This is a genomic window from Deinococcus apachensis DSM 19763 (assembly GCF_000381345.1).
Taxonomy (GTDB): domain Bacteria; phylum Deinococcota; class Deinococci; order Deinococcales; family Deinococcaceae; genus Deinococcus; species Deinococcus apachensis.
In genome coordinates, this window is the sequence record NZ_KB906398.1 from 91,613 (window position 1) to 109,415 (window position 17,803).

Below are 17,803 nucleotides of genomic sequence, written 5' to 3' on the forward strand. Positions count from 1 at the left end.
CGAGCCGCGCTACGCTGGCCCCATGAAGGTCGTCATCAGCGTGGATATGGAGGGTGTGTGCGGTGTGTCGAGCTGGGTGCAGGTCAGCCCGCCGGAATTCGGGGGTCTGGTGAATGGCACGGAATACCAGGCGGCCCGCGAGCGCATGACGCTGGAGGCCGCCGCTGCCGCTGAGGGGGCACTCTCGGGCGGGGCGACCGATGTGCTGGTCAACGACTCCCATGACTCCATGCGAAACCTCCTGCCGGAATTGCTACCGGAGGGCGTGCGCTTCACGTCCGGCAACGACAAGCCGCTCAGCATGGTCCAGGGTGTGCAGGAGGAGGGGGTGGGCGCGCTGCTGTTCGTGGGCTACCACGCCCGGGCGGGCAGCGTGCACGGTCCGCTAGCCCACACCTGGAACGGCTTTATCCGCAATGTCCGGATCAACGGGCGCGACACGGGCGAGTACGGCCTGAACGCCCTTGTCGCCGGGCACTACGGTGTGCCAGTCGTGTTCGCCGCTGGGGACGATGTGGCGATGGCCGAGATCGGGGACGAACTGGGGGAGCAGGTCGTGCGTGTGGCGGTCAAGGAGGGGCTGAGCAGCTTTGCCGCCGTGCATCTGCACCCGCGCGAGGCTCAGCGGCGCATTCGGCAGGGGGCGGAGCAAGCGGTGCGAGCCGCCTCGGAGGGCAAGCCCTACAAGACGACCTGGCCCGCCCGGGTTGAGCTGACGTTCAACCATCAGGCCCGTGCCGACCAGTGCGAGCGGGTGCCCGGCGTGGAGCGCGTGGACGGGGTGACAGTCGCCTACACGAGTCCCGATGCCCTGCACCTCTTCCAGTCCTTCCGGATGCTGGCGAAGGTGGCCGAGGTGCGGCTGGAGGGGTGAGGGCTGGGACTACCAGTCGAAGAAGAGGGCGTCGCCCCTTGAAAGCTGACGCAGTCGTTTCCACCCGGGTCCTTCGGTCAGGCCCAGGGCTCGTAGCTCCTCAGGGGTGGGAGTGGCGTTGAGCCAGGCAGCATCCGGCGTGAGCCATCCAGCGGCCTGCTACCAGGCGACGAGTGGCTGAGGGTTGATGTACGGGTGCCCCCAAGCCACCCAACTGGAGGCCCATACATTTATGCTTGCATGTAAGGCTTCATTATCCACGAAGCCCAGCACAGGCACAACGCGGTGAACACGCATCTCTACGCTTGGACCATCATGCGGCGCCTGAAAGGCGAAGGCTTCCATCAGATCGTCGGGTGGCGAGGCTCTAAAGGGCTTTAATCGCCACCCTATTTCCCGAGCACAGCGGTGTAAATCAATCTGCAAACGTAATAGCGGATGCTCTTCCAGAAAGGCCGAATCATCCGCCAGCCAAATCTCCGCGGTGGAAGCCAAGCTCCCCTACTCCAGCGCGTCCAACAGCCGCTGCACATCCGCTCGCCAGGCCTCCCCGTCCTCGCTCTCGGCCCAGAGGTCAGGGAGTTCACTGTCTGGGGCCAGGACACGGCCCACAGCTTCCCGGGCCGTCTCGCGGAGTGGTTGCAGGGCGTCGGGGTCCGCTTCCGCTATCCAAGCACGCAGCGCGGCGTCAGTAATTCCCGCCGTTTCCCCCGTCAACACGGCGGCCAACACCTCGGCGGCGGCAAGGGTGCGGTGGCCTTCCTCCGCGGCCAGGAATTCGGTATCGGGGTCGAGCGCCACGTCGAAGGCCTCGGCGAGCGCGAAGGCGCCGTCCTGCACGACCTCCCCTGCGAAGGCCGCACCTACCTCGTTCTCGAAAGGACCGGTGCCCCAGAGGTTCATGCTGTGGCCTCCCGCCGACCGTACCGTTCCTCCACGTAGCGCTCCAGCAGTTCCTTGAAGTCCTCGACGATGCGCGGGCCCTTCAGCGTCGTGAGGAGCTTGCCGTCCTGATAGACGGGGGCGCGGGGGTCCTCGCCCGTGCCGGGGAGCGAGATGCCGATGTTGGCGTGCTTGCTCTCGCCGGGACCGTTCACGATACAGCCCATCACGGCGACCTGCATGTCCTCCACGCCGGGGTATTTGGCCTTCCACTCGGGCATGGCGTCGCGGATGTGGTCCTGAATCTGCTGGGCGAGGTGTTGGAAGAAGGTGGAGGTCGTGCGGCCGCACCCGGGGCAGGAGGTGACCTGCGGGAGGAACTGGCGCAGGCCGAGGCTCTGGAGAATCTGCTGCGCGACCTCGACCTCCAGCTTGCGGGGGGCGCCGGGCTCGGGCGTGAGGGACACGCGGATGGTGTCGCCGATGCCGTCCACGAGCAGGGGCGCGAGGGCCACGCTGGAGGCGACCATGCCCTTCATGCCCATGCCTGCCTCGGTGAGGCCCAGGTGCAGGGGGTAGTCGCACAGCGGCGCGAGCTGGCGGTACACCTGCCACAGCTCGGGGGCGGAGCTGACCTTGACGGAGATGATGATCTTGTCGTGGGGCAGACCCAACTTCTCCGCGTAGGCGGCACTCTCCAGGGCCGAGGTGACCATCGCGTCGATCATCACGTCGGTGCCCGACTTCGGGCTCCCCTGACGGGCGTTCAGATCCATCAGCCGGGCGAGGACCTGCTGGTCCAGGGAACCCCAGTTCACCCCGATGCGGACGGGCTTGCCGAACTCCTTCGCCACCTCGATCATCGTGGCGAAGTTGGCGTCGTGGTGCTGCCCGGCGCCCACGTTGCCGGGGTTGATGCGGTACTTGGCGAGGAGGCGGGCGGTCTCCGGGAATTCCCGCAGCAGGATGTGGCCGTTGTAATGGAAGTCACCCACGATGGGCACGTCGATCCCGACCTCATGCAGCCGGGCGACGATCTCGGGGAGGGCGGCGGCGGCCTCGCGGGTGTTCACGGTCACACGCACGACCTCAGACCCGGCGCGGGCGAGCTGGGCGACCTGAATGGCGGTGGCCTCCGCGTCGGCGGTGTCGGTGTTCGTCATGGACTGCACGACAATGGGGTGGGCGCTTCCCACGGGCACGTTCCCCACCCAGGTGGTCACGGTCTGGCGGCGGGCGGTCATGCCCCCAGTGTAGGCGTGCCGGGGCGGGACGTTCGGGCCGGGGGTCACGGGGAGGCGCGGTCTTCAAGTGCTGGGAACCCGCACCATGCCCCCTTCAGGGGGACCTTCCCTGTGGAAACAGGGCCAGCCCCCGCCTCCCCCTTGACCTCCTGCCGCCCCTCCCCGCAGACTTGGCAGCGGGGCCACGTGGCCCACACAACCTGAAGGCAACGCTTGCCCGCCCGGCACGACCTCCACACACTCTTTGTGGGGACACGTGCCGGGCGGGCCGTTTGGAGGGAATGGATATGGGTATGAACTGGGCGGGAGAGGCGCAGCACGACCACACGCCGGGCTACACCGAGCGGCTGGGCGCGGGAATTGGCGAGACGGTGCGGGTCCGGGTGCGGGTGACGCTGCCCGTGACCGAGGTGAAACTCAAGCTGGTGCGGGTGGGCGAGATCGAGCTCCTTCCGGCGCGGGAGGTCCAGGTTCCGGGGACCGAAGGGCGCTGGTTCGAGGCCGAGCTGCCCATCCATGAGGCCAGGGTGCGCTACGGCTGGCTGCTGCTGTTCCCCGACGACCACCTCAACCTCACGGCGCTGGGGCTGCACCACGCGCGGCGGGGCTTTCGCAACTGGTTCCAGTACCTGGCGGGGCACGTCGCGCCCGAATGGGCCTGGCGCAGCGTCTTCTACCAGATTTTCCCCGACCGCTTCCGCAACGGCGACCCCACGAACGACGTGCGAACGGGTGAGTATCTGTACGGCGGGCGCCCGGTCGAACACGCCGAGTGGGGCACGCCGATCACGAAGAAGGGCGACGTTCACGCGCATTACGGCGGGGACCTCCAGGGCATCACGCAGGCTCTCCCGTACCTCACCGACCTCGGCGTGAACGCCCTGTGGCTCACCCCGATCTTCGTCAGCCCGTCAAATCACCGCTATGACATCAGCGATTACCGCCATGTGGACCCGCACCTGGGGGGCGATGCGGCGTGGGAGGAACTGTCGGCGGCGGCAGACCGGTCAGGCATCCGCATCGTCCTCGACGGTGTGTTCAACCATATGGGGAACGAGAACGTGCTGTTCCGGGCGGCAATGGCGAGCAAGGACGCCCCCGAGCGGGCGCTCTTCACCTGGCGGGACGAGCCGGGCAAGCCGCCGTACCACGCCTTTTTCGACGTGCCGACGCTGCCCAAGATCGACTACCGCAACGAGTTCGCGGTCGAGGAATTCTTCAGCGGTGAGGAGAGCGTGGTGCGCCACTGGCTGCAGCGCGGTGCGGCAGGCTGGCGGCTGGACGTGGCCCACATGATCGGGGCGGGCGGCACCGACGAGGACAACCTGCCGCTGCACCGGGCACTCAAGGCGGCGGCGCGCGAGGAGAGGCCCGACGCCTACGTCTTCGGCGAGCGCTTCTACGACCCGGAACACGCGCTGGGCGGACAGGGCGAGGACGGCGCGATGAACTACCACGGCTTCGGCCTGCCGGTCATGCAGTGGCTGAGCGGCGAGACGCACCTGGAGGAGCCCAGCCGGATGGACGGCACGGAACTCGCCGACATCCTGTGGGACGCCTACCACGCCCTGCCGCCCCAGGTCGCGCTCAGCATGTTCAACCTGATCGAGTCGCACGACATCTCGCGGGCGCTCAAAAGGGTGGAGGACGACCGCACCCGCTTCCTGGCCGCCTTCACCCTGCTGATGGGCTACGCGGGCGTGCCCTGCACCTACTACGGCTCGGAGATCGGGCTCAGCCAGCACACGCGCGGCCAGATGCCCTGGTGCCGCGAGTCCATGCCCTGGAACGAGGAGAAATGGGATACGGAGTTGCGGGCGAAGGTGCGAGCACTCATCCACCTCCGGCGGGATACGCCTGTCCTGCACGAGGGCAACCTGCGGTTCCTGCATGCCGAGCCCGACGCCCTCGCCTTCCTGCGCGAGTACACGCACACGGACGGGCGGGTGGAACGGGCAGTCGTGGTGGCGAGCCGCCGTGCCCAGCTACACGAGGTCACTCTCACCCTTCCGGCGGGCGAGTGGCGGGACGGGCTGAGCGGGGAGATCCTGACGGGTGGGGAGGTCACGCTGAACGCGGCGGGGGGACGGGTGCTGCTTCAGGGCTGAGGCAGACGCGGGCAGGGAGGGAGGTGCATTCCGAGCGGGTGCCCCCCGCCCTCCCCCTTTCCGGCGCGGGGCTGCGCCGCCGATGGTCCCTCTGGATCGCCCTATCGGGGCTGTGGCTCGACACGGAGGTGATGGAGGACGACCTGTGCTCCAGCGCGCGGGTGGCGGCGGTCTCCGGGTACAGTGACGACGAGGTGAGCATCATCTTCTGGCAGGAGGCGGCCCCCGTGGTCGCCGGGAACCTGCTCACCCCCATCGGGGTCTCGAGCGGCTTCGACGAGGACTGGCTGTGCAAGCGGGCGCCCGGTTCGCAACGCGTCCCCCCCGGCTGAGCCTGACGCGGTTTCTGGCCAGACGGTTGGTGGAAGCGGAGTGGCAGCGCCTCCTGGCCCTGCTGCCGCGCGCCCGCCGGGAGGCCGCAGCTTGAGCCACGTCCGCTGAGTAAGGGCACGAACAGGCCTGCCTCGCGGGCTCCACATCACGCAAACTCGCGGATGAGGCAGCATCGGGACATGCCCCCACGTTCACGCCTGCGGCTGGCGCCGCTCGCCCTGCTCGGCCTGGCCCTCGGGGCCCTCACCACGTCCGCCCAGCCCCTGCCGGAAGGACCCACCGGGCAGACCTTCCGCAACCCCCTCCTGCCCGCCGGACAGGACCCCTCAGTCGTGTTCGACGGCGCCCTCTATCACCTCGTGCAGTCGGACGAGGACGGCATCAGCATCCGCACGTCCCCGACCCTGACGGGGCTGGGCGATGTGAAAAAGGTTGTGGTCTGGCGCGGCGGGCAGTCGGACTCGCCGTGTTGCGAGCTGTGGGCGCCGGAACTCGTGCGCGAGGGCGGCAAGTGGTACATCTACTACGCCGCGGACGACGGCCGCAACGAGAACCACCGGATGTATGTGCTGGAGAGCGACCGGGTGACTGGTCCCTACACTTTCCGGGGCCAGATCACCGACCCCACGAACCGCTGGGCCATTGACGGCACCGTCTTTCAGGGGCCGGACGGCAGGCGCTACTTCGTCTGGTCCGGGTGGGAGGGCACCGAGAACGTGCAGCAAAACCTCTACGTCGCCCCCATGAAGAATCCCTGGACCCTGGCGGGCGAGCGGGTCAAGATTTCCGAGCCCGACCAGCCCTGGGAGCGCATCGGGCAGCCGTACATCAACGAGGGGCCGGAGGTGCTGGTGCGCGGCGGGCGCGTGTTTGTCGTCTACTCCGCGAGCGGCAGCTGGACAGACGACTACTGTCTGGGCCTGCTCAGCCTGACGGGCAAGAATGTCCTCGACCCCGCCGCCTGGAAGAAGTCGGATGACTGCGTCTTTGCGCGCAACGACGCGGCGAGCGTCTACGCCCCCGGCCACAACGGCTTCGTGAAATCCCCCGACGGCACGGAGGACTGGCAGCTCTACCACGCCATCGAGGTCCAGGGGGCGAGCTGGGGCGGGCGCAGCGTCCGCGCGCAGGAGTTCACCTGGAATGCGGACGGCACCCCGAAGTTCGGGCGGCCCGCCTCTTTCGACACGGCGCTGCCCCTGCCCTCCGGCGAGTACGAGGCCGAGCAGGCGCGGACGAAGGGGGTGCAGGTGCAGGAGGAACCGCTGGCCTCGGGCGGGCGGGCCGTGCGGCTGGACGGGCCGGGAGACAGCGTGGACTTCGCGCGGGTGCGCGCTCCGCGTGACGGGACGTACACGCTGAGGGTGCGGTACTCCAACGGCTCGGGGCGTCCGGCCCGCCAGAGCGTCACGGTGAACGGCAGCGCCACCGACGTTACGTATGCCCCGAGCGGGTGGGCGAACTTCGGCACCCGGCCCCTGTCCGTTCGCCTGCGCGCGGGCGAGAACGACGTGCGCTTCGTGCAGGAGGCGGGCGCGGTGCAGCTCGACGCGGTCACGGTGACGCCCGCCTCCCGGTGACCGACCCTCCGCCGAAATCTCCCGGCAACCCTCCCGAACTCGTGCTGTTCGTGGGGGTGCAGGGCAGCGGCAAGACGTCCTTTTACCGCGAGCGGTTCTCGGGCACCCACGTCCACGTCAGCAAGGACCTCTTTCCGAACAACCGCAACAAGGCGCGGCGGCAACGCCAGCTCATCGAGGAGGCGTTGTCGAGCGGGCGGAGCGTGGTGCTCGACAACACCAACCCCACGTGGGAGGACCGGGCCGGGGCCATAACCCTGGCCCGGGCATACAGGGCAACAGTCACCGGGTACGTGTTCGTCACCGATATCCAGACCGCCTTGGAACGCAACCGGGGCCGCGAGGGGAAGGCCCGGGTTCCCGACGTGGCGATCTATGCCACGGCCAAGCGGCTGCAACATCCCAGCCCCGAGGAAGGCTTCGGCACCCTCTTTGCCGTCCGGCTCACGCCTGCGGGCGAATTCGAGATCAGCCCGTGGAGGACCCCCTAGGGCGGGACTCAGAAACCTCGTCACCCTGAGCGCAAACGTTGGGTCCCGAAGTCTTGGGATGCTTCGCTGGCACTCAGCATGACAACCCTTTCGCGCCCCCCGAACAAGGCTGATGTCCGGGCACAGTGTCTCCCTTCTTCCCACCCTCCCGCTTGTTACACTCATCACACATGGCACACGCACAGGACGGGCTGCTGTACTCGCAGTGGGTGGAACTCCTCGGCTGGCTCCAGGCCGAGGCCGCCGCGCGCGGTCTGGGGTTTGAAAAGGTCGCCGACTTCCCCGACTACATCTACCGCATGGAGCGCCCCTACGACCTGCCCACCACGGTGATGAGCGTGGCGCTGACGACCGGCGGGCAGCCCCTCCTCGTCGCGGCGGTGAGTCCCCGGCACGTGGACCTCAAGGGGGTCTCGCTGCGCCTGATGGGCGGGGGTAAGCACTGGCACCTGCACGCGGGCGAGCGCGGGTTGCTGGAGGGCAAGCGGCCCTTCACCCGCGAGCGGCTGGCGACGTTGCTGGACGGGGCGGTCAAGGGCGTGGCGTAGGGATTTCTGCCTGAAAGAGGGAGCCCGGCGAAGAACCCGAGCCCCCGAGGATGCCTGAACTCGTGTCTATGGGATGGGCCGAACTCGGGCACTCCGTCCGCGCCCAAAGCCCCCGAGAAGAATGGAGGCCGTGCTGAGACCCGCCGTCCCCAGCAGCCCGGCGAGAGCGGCCAGCGTCAGGCCGTCCGGGGCGAGGAGGGGCTGGCCCCGCAGCGCCTGCCAGGTCACGAGCCCAATGAGCCCCAGGTACAGACCCGCGCCGGTCCCCAGCAGGCGCAGCCGCTGACGGTCGTCCAGGCGGGGCAGGCGCAGCAGCAGCGCGCCCAGCAGCGGCAGCACCTGCAGGGCGTGCAGCCCCACGAAATGCCCGACCCGCAGGTCACCGCCCGCCGTGCTCCAGCCCAGCACCGGGAGACCGGGGCCGCCGTCGGGAAGACCGACGGTGTGGGCTCCCGCGATGCCCCGGAAGTTCGCCAGTTGCTGCGCGGTCGGGAGGGTCATCAGGACGCCCTCAGCCATGCCCACCAGCGTGAGGAAGAGGCCCAGGCGCAGGGACCAGGCCAGCACGGGCGAGGCGAAGGGTTGACGCAGCACCAGGAGGGCGATGCCCAGATGTGCCAGCCACAGCACCGTGATAGAGCCGCCCATCAGGCTCCAGAGTGCCGAATCGAAGGGCGTCGCCACGTTGAAGTGCGAGGTTGTGCCCAGCGCCGCCTGCGTGATGATCACCAGCCACTCCAGCGCGAGGGTGATGAGCACCGTCCAGGCGAGCGCGCCGACCAGTCTCCCCCGGCCCCGGACGAAGCCCAGCATCCACACGAGCGTCACGCTGTAGATGCTTACTGAGACCGCGAACTTCAGTGGCTTGAGCCACACCGGGGCGCCCGTCACGTAGCGCGGGTCGAGGAAGATTCCGGCCAGGAAAAAGACGCTCATCCCCGCCGTCACGATGGCCGAGAGCAGCAGGGGCGGGTGGGTCTCCCACAGGGCGTGGAGGTGGCGGACTGGGGAGGAGGGGAGGCTCTTCGGGAACATAACAGGTCTCCTTCTACACGACGTTCTTCAGCTTAACAGTGTTAACCTCGGAGCAAAACATCAGGGGCGGGCGCCGCGCCGAAACACCTCCATGTGGGCCAGGAAAAGCCCTTCCAGACTCTCCCGGGGCAGAAACGGCGTCGCCAGGTGGAGCGACACCAGGCCGTGGACGTGGGCCCAGAGATGGGAAGTGTAGACCTGGGCGGGTTGGGGCAGCAGTTCACCCCGGGCCAGCCCTTCCTCCACGGCCCGTTGCAGCACGCCGAAGGAGTCGATGACGGACTCGTAGCCCGGCGGATTGGGCCGTTCCAGAAACTCGCCGCGCACCATGAACATCAGGCGGTAGTGCAGGGGGTGGGTGATACCGAAGCGCAGGTAGGCCAGACCCATCGCCCGAATGCGATCCAGCGCCCCCTCCGCACCGTCAAAAGCCCGCTGTAAGTCCTCCCCAAAGGAGCGGAAGCCCTCCAGCGCGACGTGGTGCAGCAGGTCGTCCTTGTCGGTGAAGTACAGGTAGATCGTGGTGGGCGAGTACCCGATGGCCTCCGCCACCTGCCGCAGCGAGAAGCGTTCGTAGCCCTCTTTGGCAAAGAGTTCCGTCGCGGCGTCCAGAATGGTGCGGCGCAGGTCGAGCTTCTGCTGCGCCCGCCGCTCGGCGCTGGCCCGGCGCAAGCGCTGCTGGCGGGTACCCTCCGCCGACGTCTCGACCTTCGCCTTGCTCATAGGCATATTGTCACTTAACGCCGTTAAGTGAGTCAAGGGGAATTGCTGGTCGAATTCGGGGCTCAGTGCGAGTCGAGGGGCTTTTTCGCGTCGAGGATCAGGGAGACGAAGCCCAGACGACCCTCGCGGTTGCGGTGGTCGAGGAGCAGGGAGCGGTAGACCGGACCCGTCGCCACGTCCCACCCGTGGTAGTGAAATCTGCCGCTGTCGTCACAGTATTCGAGGAGTTCGACCTCGAAGCCCGCGCTTCTGAACACGTCCGCAAACCGGCGGTGGTCGTAGACGATCTTGTGATCGGCCGCCGGGTGATCCGCCGGGCCGGGGCCGCCCACCCGCACGGTGCGCTGGTACTCTGGGTTGGGAAAGTTGGCGTCAGGGACGGCGCAGCGCAGGAAGCCCCCGGGCTTCAGGAATTCGAAGCACAGGCGGGCGGCGGCGCGGCCCTCCTCCTCGGTCAGGTGTTCCCAGACGTGCTCGCACAGCAGGGCGTCGGCGCGGCGCTCGCCGAACCAGGCCACCCAGGTCTCTCGGTCCAAGAGGTCGAGGGCCTCGCGCCCGGTGGGAATCCAGCCCTCCCAGCGCTGCTCCCCCGCGCCGATGATGACGCGCAACTGCTCGGCGGTCATAGCCCGGCCCTCACAGCATCCGGAAGGCCACGAACGCCATCCCGATGCCGATCAGGGTGCCCACCAGCACCTCCAGGTAGGTGTGGCCCAGCAGCACCCGGAGGGGCAATGGCGCGAAGCCCTCCCGGACGACGGCGCGCAGCTCCTCGACGAGTTCGTTCAGGAGCCGGGCCTGCATCCCGCTGGAGTGGCGCACGCCCGTCGCGTCGTACATTACGATGAGGGCGAAGACGGCGCTGGCGGCGAAGAGGGGGCTGCCCAGGCCGAACTCCAGGGCCACGCCGGTGCTCAGGGCGGCCACCATCGCCGAGTGGCTGCTGGGCATGCCGCCCGTCTCCATGAAGGCGGCGGGGCGCCAGCGGCGTTCGAGGAGCAGGATCAGCAGGACTTTGAGCACCTGGGCGCCGGTCGAGGCAAGGATGGCCGTCCACAACCAGCGGTTCCCGAGCAGGTCTTCGAGGGGGGTCGTCACGCTGGCGGGGAGTCTAGCGCGCGGCGCGGCGGCCCGACTGCATCTCGGCGGCGGCCACCGTGTTGGCGAGAAGCTGCGCGATGGTCATGGGACCGACGCCGCCCGGCACGGGCGTGAGGGCGCCCGCGACCTCTGCCACGTCCGGGCGGACATCTCCCGTCAGGTGCGCCTTGCCGTTCTCACCGGACACGCGGTTGATCCCCACATCGATCACGGTCGCGCCGGGTTTCACCATGTCGGGCGTGATGAGGTGCGCCCGGCCCACCGCAACGAGCAGGAGGTCAGCCTCCCGCGTCACGGCGCCCAGGTCGCGCGTCCGGCTGTGGGCCATGGTCACCGTCGCGTCGCGCTCCAGCAGCAGCGCCGCCAGCGGGCGCCCCACGATGTGGCTGCGGCCCACGACGACGGCGCGCTGCCCGGCGACAGGGAGGCCGTAATAGTCCAGCAGGTACAGGATTCCGGCGGGCGTGCAGGGCCTCAGGGCGGGGCGCCCGGCCCACAGCTCTCCCACATTCAGGGGGTGGAAGCCGTCCACGTCCTTGCGCGGGTCGATGGCGTGCAGCACCGCCTGCTCGCTGACATGGGCGGGGAGGGGAAGCTGGACCAGGATGCCGTTCACCGCGTCGTCCGCGTTCAGGCGGGCGATGAGGTCCAGCAGTTCCTCCTGCGTGGTCGTCTCGGGCAGGGCGTGGACGGTGCTGCTCAGGCCGACCTCACGCGCCTTGCGGTCCTTGCCGCGCACGTAGCTCACGCTGGCGGGGTCCTCGCCCAGCCGGACCATAGCCAGATGGGGTGGGGTGGGGAGGCGGGCGGCGCGGGTCGCCGTTTCGGCCAGCAGGGCCTCGGCGGCGGGGGCGCCGGGGAGGGGCCGGGCCGTCACTCCCCGGCCCTGTCCTCGGCGGCGCGCGAATCCTTGCCCAGGCTGCGGCTCAGCCCACCCAGCACGCCGTTCACGAAGCGTCCCGACTCCTCGCCGCCGAACTTGCGGGCGATGCGGACGGCGCTCTCGATGACGGGGGGGTGCGGCTCGGGCGTGTACAGCAGTTCATAGGTGGCGAGGCGCAGCACGTTCAGGTCGGTCTGGGCCATCTGCTCGAAGTCCCAGCCGCGAATGGTGCGCTTCAGGGTGGCGTCTACGTCCGCCCGGTGCTGGCTCAGGCCGTCCACGAGCTGGCGGGCGAAGGTGAGCGCCTCCTCGTTCAGCGGCGGGGAGGTGTCGTCCCCCTCGCGCATGGCCCCCTCAGCGCGAGTGAACACGGCGTCCAGGGGCAGGGCGCCCCGCTCGGCCTCGAACAGGACGCGGAAGGCGAACTCGCGGGCGGCGCGCCGGGTGCCGACGGGCTGCTGGCCCCGTTCTCTCCTGCGGGTCAAGCGGAGGCCCCCTTGGGCAGCGTCACGCCCAGCACGGTGACGTTCACGGCCTTCACCTTCAGGCCGGTCATAAGTTCCACGTTCTCGCACACGGAGCGCTGCGCCTGGTGGGCCAGCCCGACGAGGTTGCGGCCGTACTCCACGTTCAGGCCCACGTCGATGATGACAGTCTGGCCCTCGCGCGTGACCTTCAGGGCGCGGGGACGGCGGGCGCCGCCCTGCTGGCGCAGCACCTCGCCCACCTTGAGGGACGCGTGCGCGACCTCGATCCCCTCGATACCCTCCAGCGTCGTGGCGGCGATGTCCGTCAGGACACTCTTGCTGATCTCTACGTCCATTGCTCTTCGCCTCCGGGCGGGCCGTGTTCGGAGACGGCCCGGCAGTCGGGCACAGTGTAGCGGGGTGGGGCGCCGTTCGCAGTGTGGGGACGCCGTGCGGGATTGGGAGGGTGGGCTCCCCTTCCTACACTCCCCTTTCCTCCAGCAGCGCCGCGAGTCCCGCCTCGTCCAGCACCGGAATCCCCAGCTCGCGGGCGCGGTCGAGCTTGCTGCCCGCCTCCTCGCCCGCGACGAGATAGCTGGTCTTTTTGGTCACGCTGCCGGTGACCCGCCCTCCGGCCGCTTCCAACTGCGCCTTGACCTCCTCGCGGGGGCGGGAGAGGGTGCCGGTCAGGACGAAGCTCAGGCCCGCCAGCGCGTCGCCGCGCGGGGCCGTCTCCTCCACCGGGTTCAGGCCGCGCCCCCGCAGGCGGCGAATCAGGCCCCGCATGTTCTCGTCGGCCAGGGCGGCAGTCACGCTCTGGGCCAGAATGCCGCCCATTCCGGGGACGGCCTCGATCTGCTCGGGCGTGGCGGCGAGCAGCGCGTCGAGGGTGCCGAAGGCGCGGGCGAGGGCCTGCGCGTTGCGCTCCCCCACGTGGCTGATCCCCAGCGCGTTGATCAGGCGCCACAGGGGCCGAGTCTTGCTCGCCTCCAGTTGCGCGAGGATGTTCGACGCCTTCTTCTCGCCGCTGCGCTCCAGGGCCGCGAGCTGTTCCGCGCTCAGGATGTAGAGGTCGGCCGCGTCCTTCACGAGCCCCACCGCGAGGAGTTGCTCGATCAGTTTTTCCCCGATGCCGCGCACGTCCATCGCGCTCCGGGAGACGAAGTAGCGCAGGCGCTCGAACTGCTGGGCCGGACAGGCGGGGTTGGGGCAGTAGGTGTTCGCGTCGCCCTCCGCGCGCACGGCCTCGTGGCCGCACTCGGGACAATGGGTGGGGAAGGCGTAGGGTTCGGCACCCTCCGGCCGCTTTTCGAGGACCACCCGCATGATCTGCGGAATCACGCCGCCCGACTTGCGGACGACCACCGTGTCGCCGATCCGCAGGTCCATGTCGCGGATGTAGTCCTCGTTGTGCAGGGTCGCTTTGGAGACGGTACTCCCCTCGATCAGCCGGGGCGAGAGGTGCGCCAGCGGCGCGAGTTTGCCGGTGCGGCCCACGTTGATCGTGATGCTCTCCAGCGTCGTCTCGACCTCCTCCACCGGGAACTTGTAGGCGATGGCCCAGCGGGGCGCGCGGCTGGTGAAGCCCGCCTCGGCCTGGAGGTTCAGGGGGTTGAGCTTGAGCACCGTGCCGTCCGCGTCGAACTCGAAGCTGGCGCGTTGCGTGACCATGCGGCGGTGGTAGTCAGCGGCGGCTTCCAGTCCGGTGAAGGTCTCGCTGTAGCGGCTGACCGGGAAGCCCTGCCCTTCCAGCCACTCCAGCACCTCCCCCTGGGACCGGACCGGAATGCCTCCCCGCCTGCCCAGCGCGTAGAAGAGCGCCTTGAGGTTGCGGGTGCGGGTCACCTCCGGGTCCTTCTGGCGCAGTGCCCCGGCGGCCCCATTGCGGGGGTTTTTCAGCAGCGGCAGGCCCAGCTCCTCGGCGCGGGCGTTGTAGGCGGCAAATTCGGCCCGGCTCATGTACACCTCGCCGCGCACCTCCAGCTCGCCCGTGAGGCCCGGCAGCTCGCGGGGAATGCCGGGCACCGTCAAAACCTGCTCGGTCACCATCTCGCCCGTCACGCCGTTGCCGCGCGTGGCCGCCCACTGCAAGACGCCGTCCACGTAGTACAGGTTCACGCTCAGGCCGTCGATCTTGAGTTCCCCCGTGTACGTGAAGCCGTCGTAGTCGGGGGGGAGGTTCAGTGCGCGGGCCAGCTTCTCCTGCCACTCGGCCAGCTCCTCGTCGTCGAACACGTTGTCGAGGCTGGTCATGGGGGTGGGGTGGTTCACGGGCTGGAAGGCCGAGCTGGGAGCGCCCCCGACCGCCTGGGTGGGCGTGCCCTCCTCCACCCACTCCGGGTGCGCCTCCTCGATGGCCCGCAGGTCGCGCACCAGCCGGTCGTACACGTCATCGGGGATTTCGGGGGCGTCCTGCTCGTGGTACGCGCGGGCGTGGCGCTCGACCTCGGCGCGCAGGGCCTGGTACTCGTCCAGGGTGGCTTGGACCGGGGACGTGCCTTGGGCGGGCTGACTCATGGCGGCAGCGTAGCATCGGCCTTTCGCCGGGGACGGGCTTATCCCAGACGATGGACCCCGCGGGACAAAGGCTGGATGAAGAAAGGTCGGACAGCTCATGGAGACCCTTCTCATCCACGTCAGCCGCCCATCATGTTGAACCGGGTCTAGACACGGGCAGATTTCCGTATACTCTGTTTTGGGTTTTCGTGCCCCCCCCTTTCAGAACACCACTCCACCGGAGGAAGACACATGCAGAAATTCGTGACGTTCGCCCTCGCCACCGCCGTGACCGCCGCCGCCACCCTCGCCGCCGCGCAGGGCGCCGTGCGGGTCGGCATCGCCTTTGACGCGGGCGGCAAGTTCGACAAGAGCTTCAACCAGAGCGCCTACGAGGGGACCCAGCGCGCCAGCAAGACCCTGGGCGTGCAGGTCAAGGACTTCGAGCCCAGCGACCCCAGCCAGACGGTGCAGGGCATCCGCTCGTTTGCCAACGAGGGCTTCGACCTGACCATCGGCGTGGGCTTTGCCAACAACGCCTCGATCACCCAGGTCGCCAAGGAGAACCCCGAGCTGTACTTCGGCCTGGTGGACGACGTGTCCCCCGCCAAGAACGTCGCCAGCCTGGTCTTCTCCGAGGAGCAGGGCAGCTACCTGGTGGGCTACCTGGCCGGGCTGAACTCCAGCACGGGCGTGGTGGGCTTTGTGGGCGGCATGGACGTGCCCCTGATCCACAAGTTCGAGGCGGGCTACACGGCGGGCGTGAAGGCTGCCAACCCCAGGGCGCGCGTGATCGCCCAGTACGTGGGCACCACCCCCGATGCGTGGAACAACCCCGGCCGGGCCAAGGAGATCGCCGCTTCCATGCGGGCGCGCGGCACCGACATCATCTTCGCGGCGGCGGGCGCGAGCGGCAACGGCGTGATCGACTACGTCAAGCAGACCCAGTGCCTCAAGGCGGCCAACCTCCCGTCGGGCGTGAAGTTCAACACCAACAACTTCGCCAAGGTGACCAAGAGCGCCAGCTACCAGAAGGCCTGCGCGGGCAACACCCGCCCGCTGTTCTTCATCGGTGTGGACTCGAACCAGAACTACCTGGGCGACTTCGACAAGAACCCCGCCACCCTCAACCACGGCCTGACCTCCATGCTCAAGCGCGTCGACAACGCGGTGTACGCGCTGATCAGGGACGTCAAGGACAACAAGTTCAAGGGCGGCGAGCGCCGCTTCGGCCTGAAGGAAAACGGCGTGGGCTACGCGGTGGACCAGTACAACCGCGCCCTGATCCCCAGCAGCCAGGTCGCCAAGGTCGAGGCCGCGAAGGCCCAGATCATCGCGGGCAAGATCAAGGTGCCCACGAAGTAAAGCCAGTGACTTTCCGGGAGGCGGCCCCCATGGGTCGCCTTCCTTCTTTGGTGCGGCCCCCGGTTTCCACCACCCGAACCTCCCGCCATTCGGGCGCATATTGACCGTTCAAATAAAGGCCGAGTAAACTCCGGGAGTCAGACAGCCAGGACATGAGGCCGAGTCTCGCGGGGGCGAGAGCCGCATGGCGACACCTGGACGCTCCCCGCTCAGTGCCTTCGGGACACCCGAAGGCGGTGCTGGGTACGGTTCCCCGCTCTGTTCCCTCGCTGACCCCTTCACCCGCCAGGTGAGGCCTGGCTCCCCAAGCTGCGCCACCCGCTCCACGTTCCCGGAGGAACCATGAAGAAAACGCTGCTCGCCTTGACCACCCTGGCCCTCGCCACCGGCGCCCTGGCCGCCGATCCGCCCCTTCCCAAGGCGCCCACCGGCAAGGTGACGCTGGAGGTCTGGTCGTGGGTGCCGGGCCTGGACAAGACCGTGCAGGCCTTCGAGAAGACCTACCCCAACATCGACGTGAAGGTGACCAACCTGGGCGGCGGGCCGCAGACCTACACCAAGCTCCGCACCGCGCTTCAGGCGGGCAGCGGCGCCCCCGATGTGGCGCAGATCGAGTACGGCTTCCTACCCGCCTTCGTGGACCTGGGCGGCCTGGAGGACCTGAGCAAGTACGGGGCGAACAACTACAAGAAGTACTTCGTGCCCTGGACCTGGGGCCAGGTCAGCCCTGACGGCAAGGCCGTGTTCGCCATCCCGCAGGACACCGGCCCCTTCGCCATGGTCTACCGCGCGGACCTGCTTCAGAAGTACGGCGTGGCGGCGCCGAAGACCTGGGCCGAGTACGAGAAGGCCGCCGACACCGTTCGCCAGAAGAGCGGCGGCAAGGTCAAGTTCGGCAACTTCTACTCCACCTACGCGCCGTGGTTCATGGCGCTCGCTTGGGCGGACGGTGGACAGTTCTTCCGCCGCGAGGGCGACGGCTGGGTGCAGACCCTGAACAACGCGAGCGCCAAGAAGGTGCTGAACTACTGGTACCGCCTGATCAAGAAGGGCGACGTGGGCACCCTCCAGGCCTTCACCGCCGACTACTGGAACGCGGCGGGCGCCGGACAGGTGGCTACCAACCTCGAAGCGGCCTGGGGTCCAGGCGGATACGCGGGCAGCCTGAAGGACAAGAGCGCCGGGCAGTGGCGGGCGGCCAACCTGCCCCAGTGGACGGCGGGCAACACCATTCGCAGCGGTAACTGGGGCGGCAGCTCCAGCGTCGTGACCACCCAGAGCAAGAACAAGGAGGCCGCGACCCTCTTCGCCCTGTGGCTCAACCTGTCGCAGAACGCCCTCACCAACAACTGGACCAACGGCGGCCTGTTCCCCGCCAGCGACGCGGGCCTGGACCTCGCGGTGCTGCGGGACAAGACGAAGAACCCCAGCAAGTTCTTCGGCGGGCAGGACATCAGCTCCGTGTACGCCCGGGCCAGCCGCGGGGTGAATGTGAACTTCCAGTGGGCCCCGTGGTTCCCCTTCGTGAACGACAACTTCAACAAGCAAATGGACCTGATGCTCAAGGGCCGCCTGACGCCCGATCAGGCGCTCGACGCCTGGCAGCGCGAGAGCCTCGCCGAGGCGAAGAAGCAGGGGTATACCGTCCGCTGAGCGCCTCCCCGCGCCAGCAC

18 protein-coding genes are annotated in these 17,803 nt (G+C 68.6%); 8 read left to right on the top strand and 10 right to left on the bottom strand.

Annotated elements, in window-relative coordinates:
• The first annotated feature begins 22 nt into the window (after positions 1–22).
• On the top strand, positions 23–874 hold the full coding sequence (locus F784_RS0100590) for a M55 family metallopeptidase (RefSeq protein ID WP_026332155.1): 852 nt from the start codon (positions 23–25) through the stop codon (positions 872–874).
• Positions 875–1,375: 501 nt separating this feature from the next.
• Here F784_RS0100590 and F784_RS0100595 read toward each other — a convergent pair.
• Complete coding sequence (locus F784_RS0100595; protein WP_019584738.1) at positions 1,376–1,777, bottom strand: DUF4259 domain-containing protein; 402 nt, start codon at positions 1,775–1,777, stop codon at positions 1,376–1,378.
• Positions 1,774–3,000, bottom strand: coding sequence for a flavodoxin-dependent (E)-4-hydroxy-3-methylbut-2-enyl-diphosphate synthase (gene ispG, locus F784_RS0100600; protein WP_040382265.1), 1,227 nt, complete (start codon positions 2,998–3,000; stop codon positions 1,774–1,776). The genes F784_RS0100595 and ispG overlap by 4 nt, the downstream gene beginning before the upstream one ends.
• Positions 3,001–3,293: 293 nt before the next feature.
• On the opposite strand from ispG, the gene F784_RS0100605 reads away from it, so the two are divergent.
• The 5 genes from F784_RS0100605 to F784_RS0100625 all read left to right on the top strand — a co-directional run bounded on the left by F784_RS0100605 (position 3,294) and on the right by F784_RS0100625 (position 8,060).
• On the top strand, positions 3,294–5,108 hold the full coding sequence (locus tag F784_RS0100605; RefSeq protein ID WP_019584740.1) for an alpha-amylase family glycosyl hydrolase: 1,815 nt from the start codon (positions 3,294–3,296) through the stop codon (positions 5,106–5,108).
• A gap of 23 nt (positions 5,109–5,131) precedes the next feature.
• A complete protein-coding gene (locus tag F784_RS22070) occupies positions 5,132–5,440 on the top strand; it encodes a DUF7079 family protein (RefSeq protein WP_019584741.1) in 309 nt (102 codons plus the stop codon).
• 180 nt (positions 5,441–5,620) lie between these two features.
• Entirely contained in the window at positions 5,621–7,021 is a 1,401-nt protein-coding gene (locus tag F784_RS0100615; protein WP_019584742.1) for a family 43 glycosylhydrolase, read from the top strand.
• Positions 7,018–7,512 carry an AAA family ATPase gene (locus F784_RS22075; RefSeq protein ID WP_019584743.1) on the top strand — a complete coding sequence of 165 codons (495 nt, stop codon included), beginning with the start codon at positions 7,018–7,020 and terminating at the stop codon, positions 7,510–7,512. Before F784_RS0100615 ends, F784_RS22075 begins: the two co-directional genes overlap by 4 nt.
• Positions 7,513–7,682: 170 nt before the next feature.
• Positions 7,683–8,060, top strand: coding sequence for an NADH-quinone oxidoreductase subunit 15 (locus F784_RS0100625; protein ID WP_019584744.1), 378 nt, complete (start codon positions 7,683–7,685; stop codon positions 8,058–8,060).
• Positions 8,061–8,126: 66 nt separating this feature from the next.
• Here the strand turns inward: F784_RS0100625 and F784_RS0100630 are convergent, their stop codons facing one another.
• From F784_RS0100630 to ligA, 8 genes are all read right to left on the bottom strand, one after another.
• Entirely contained in the window at positions 8,127–9,095 is a 969-nt protein-coding gene (locus F784_RS0100630; protein WP_019584745.1) for a hypothetical protein, read from the bottom strand.
• Between the two features lie 60 nt (positions 9,096–9,155).
• Positions 9,156–9,818, bottom strand: coding sequence for a TetR/AcrR family transcriptional regulator (locus tag F784_RS22080; RefSeq protein WP_019584746.1), 663 nt, complete (start codon positions 9,816–9,818; stop codon positions 9,156–9,158).
• 62 nt (positions 9,819–9,880) lie between these two features.
• Positions 9,881–10,444, bottom strand: coding sequence for a class I SAM-dependent methyltransferase (locus tag F784_RS0100640; protein ID WP_019584747.1), 564 nt, complete (start codon positions 10,442–10,444; stop codon positions 9,881–9,883).
• A gap of 10 nt (positions 10,445–10,454) precedes the next feature.
• Positions 10,455–10,916 (bottom strand): divergent PAP2 family protein, encoded by a 462-nt coding sequence (locus F784_RS0100645; protein ID WP_019584748.1) that lies wholly within the window; start codon positions 10,914–10,916, stop codon positions 10,455–10,457.
• Positions 10,917–10,929: 13 nt separating this feature from the next.
• Complete coding sequence (gene folD, locus F784_RS0100650; protein WP_019584749.1) at positions 10,930–11,796, bottom strand: bifunctional methylenetetrahydrofolate dehydrogenase/methenyltetrahydrofolate cyclohydrolase FolD; 867 nt, start codon at positions 11,794–11,796, stop codon at positions 10,930–10,932.
• Positions 11,793–12,287: a transcription antitermination factor NusB gene (gene nusB, locus F784_RS0100655; protein WP_019584750.1), complete on the bottom strand. Its 495-nt coding sequence runs from the start codon at positions 12,285–12,287 to the stop codon at positions 11,793–11,795. The genes folD and nusB overlap by 4 nt, the downstream gene beginning before the upstream one ends.
• Positions 12,284–12,625, bottom strand: a complete 342-nt coding sequence (locus F784_RS0100660; RefSeq protein WP_019584751.1) for an Asp23/Gls24 family envelope stress response protein — start codon at positions 12,623–12,625, stop codon at positions 12,284–12,286. Before F784_RS0100660 ends, nusB begins: the two co-directional genes overlap by 4 nt.
• A gap of 124 nt (positions 12,626–12,749) precedes the next feature.
• Complete coding sequence (gene ligA, locus F784_RS0100665; RefSeq protein ID WP_019584752.1) at positions 12,750–14,786, bottom strand: NAD-dependent DNA ligase LigA; 2,037 nt, start codon at positions 14,784–14,786, stop codon at positions 12,750–12,752.
• A gap of 231 nt (positions 14,787–15,017) precedes the next feature.
• On the opposite strand from ligA, the gene F784_RS0100670 reads away from it, so the two are divergent.
• Both F784_RS0100670 and F784_RS0100675 read left to right on the top strand, forming a co-directional pair.
• Positions 15,018–16,130 (top strand): BMP family lipoprotein, encoded by a 1,113-nt coding sequence (locus F784_RS0100670; RefSeq protein WP_019584753.1) that lies wholly within the window; start codon positions 15,018–15,020, stop codon positions 16,128–16,130.
• Between the two features lie 342 nt (positions 16,131–16,472).
• Positions 16,473–17,783, top strand: a complete 1,311-nt coding sequence (locus F784_RS0100675) for an extracellular solute-binding protein (RefSeq protein ID WP_019584754.1) — start codon at positions 16,473–16,475, stop codon at positions 17,781–17,783.
• Positions 17,784–17,803: the final 20 nt, after the last annotated feature.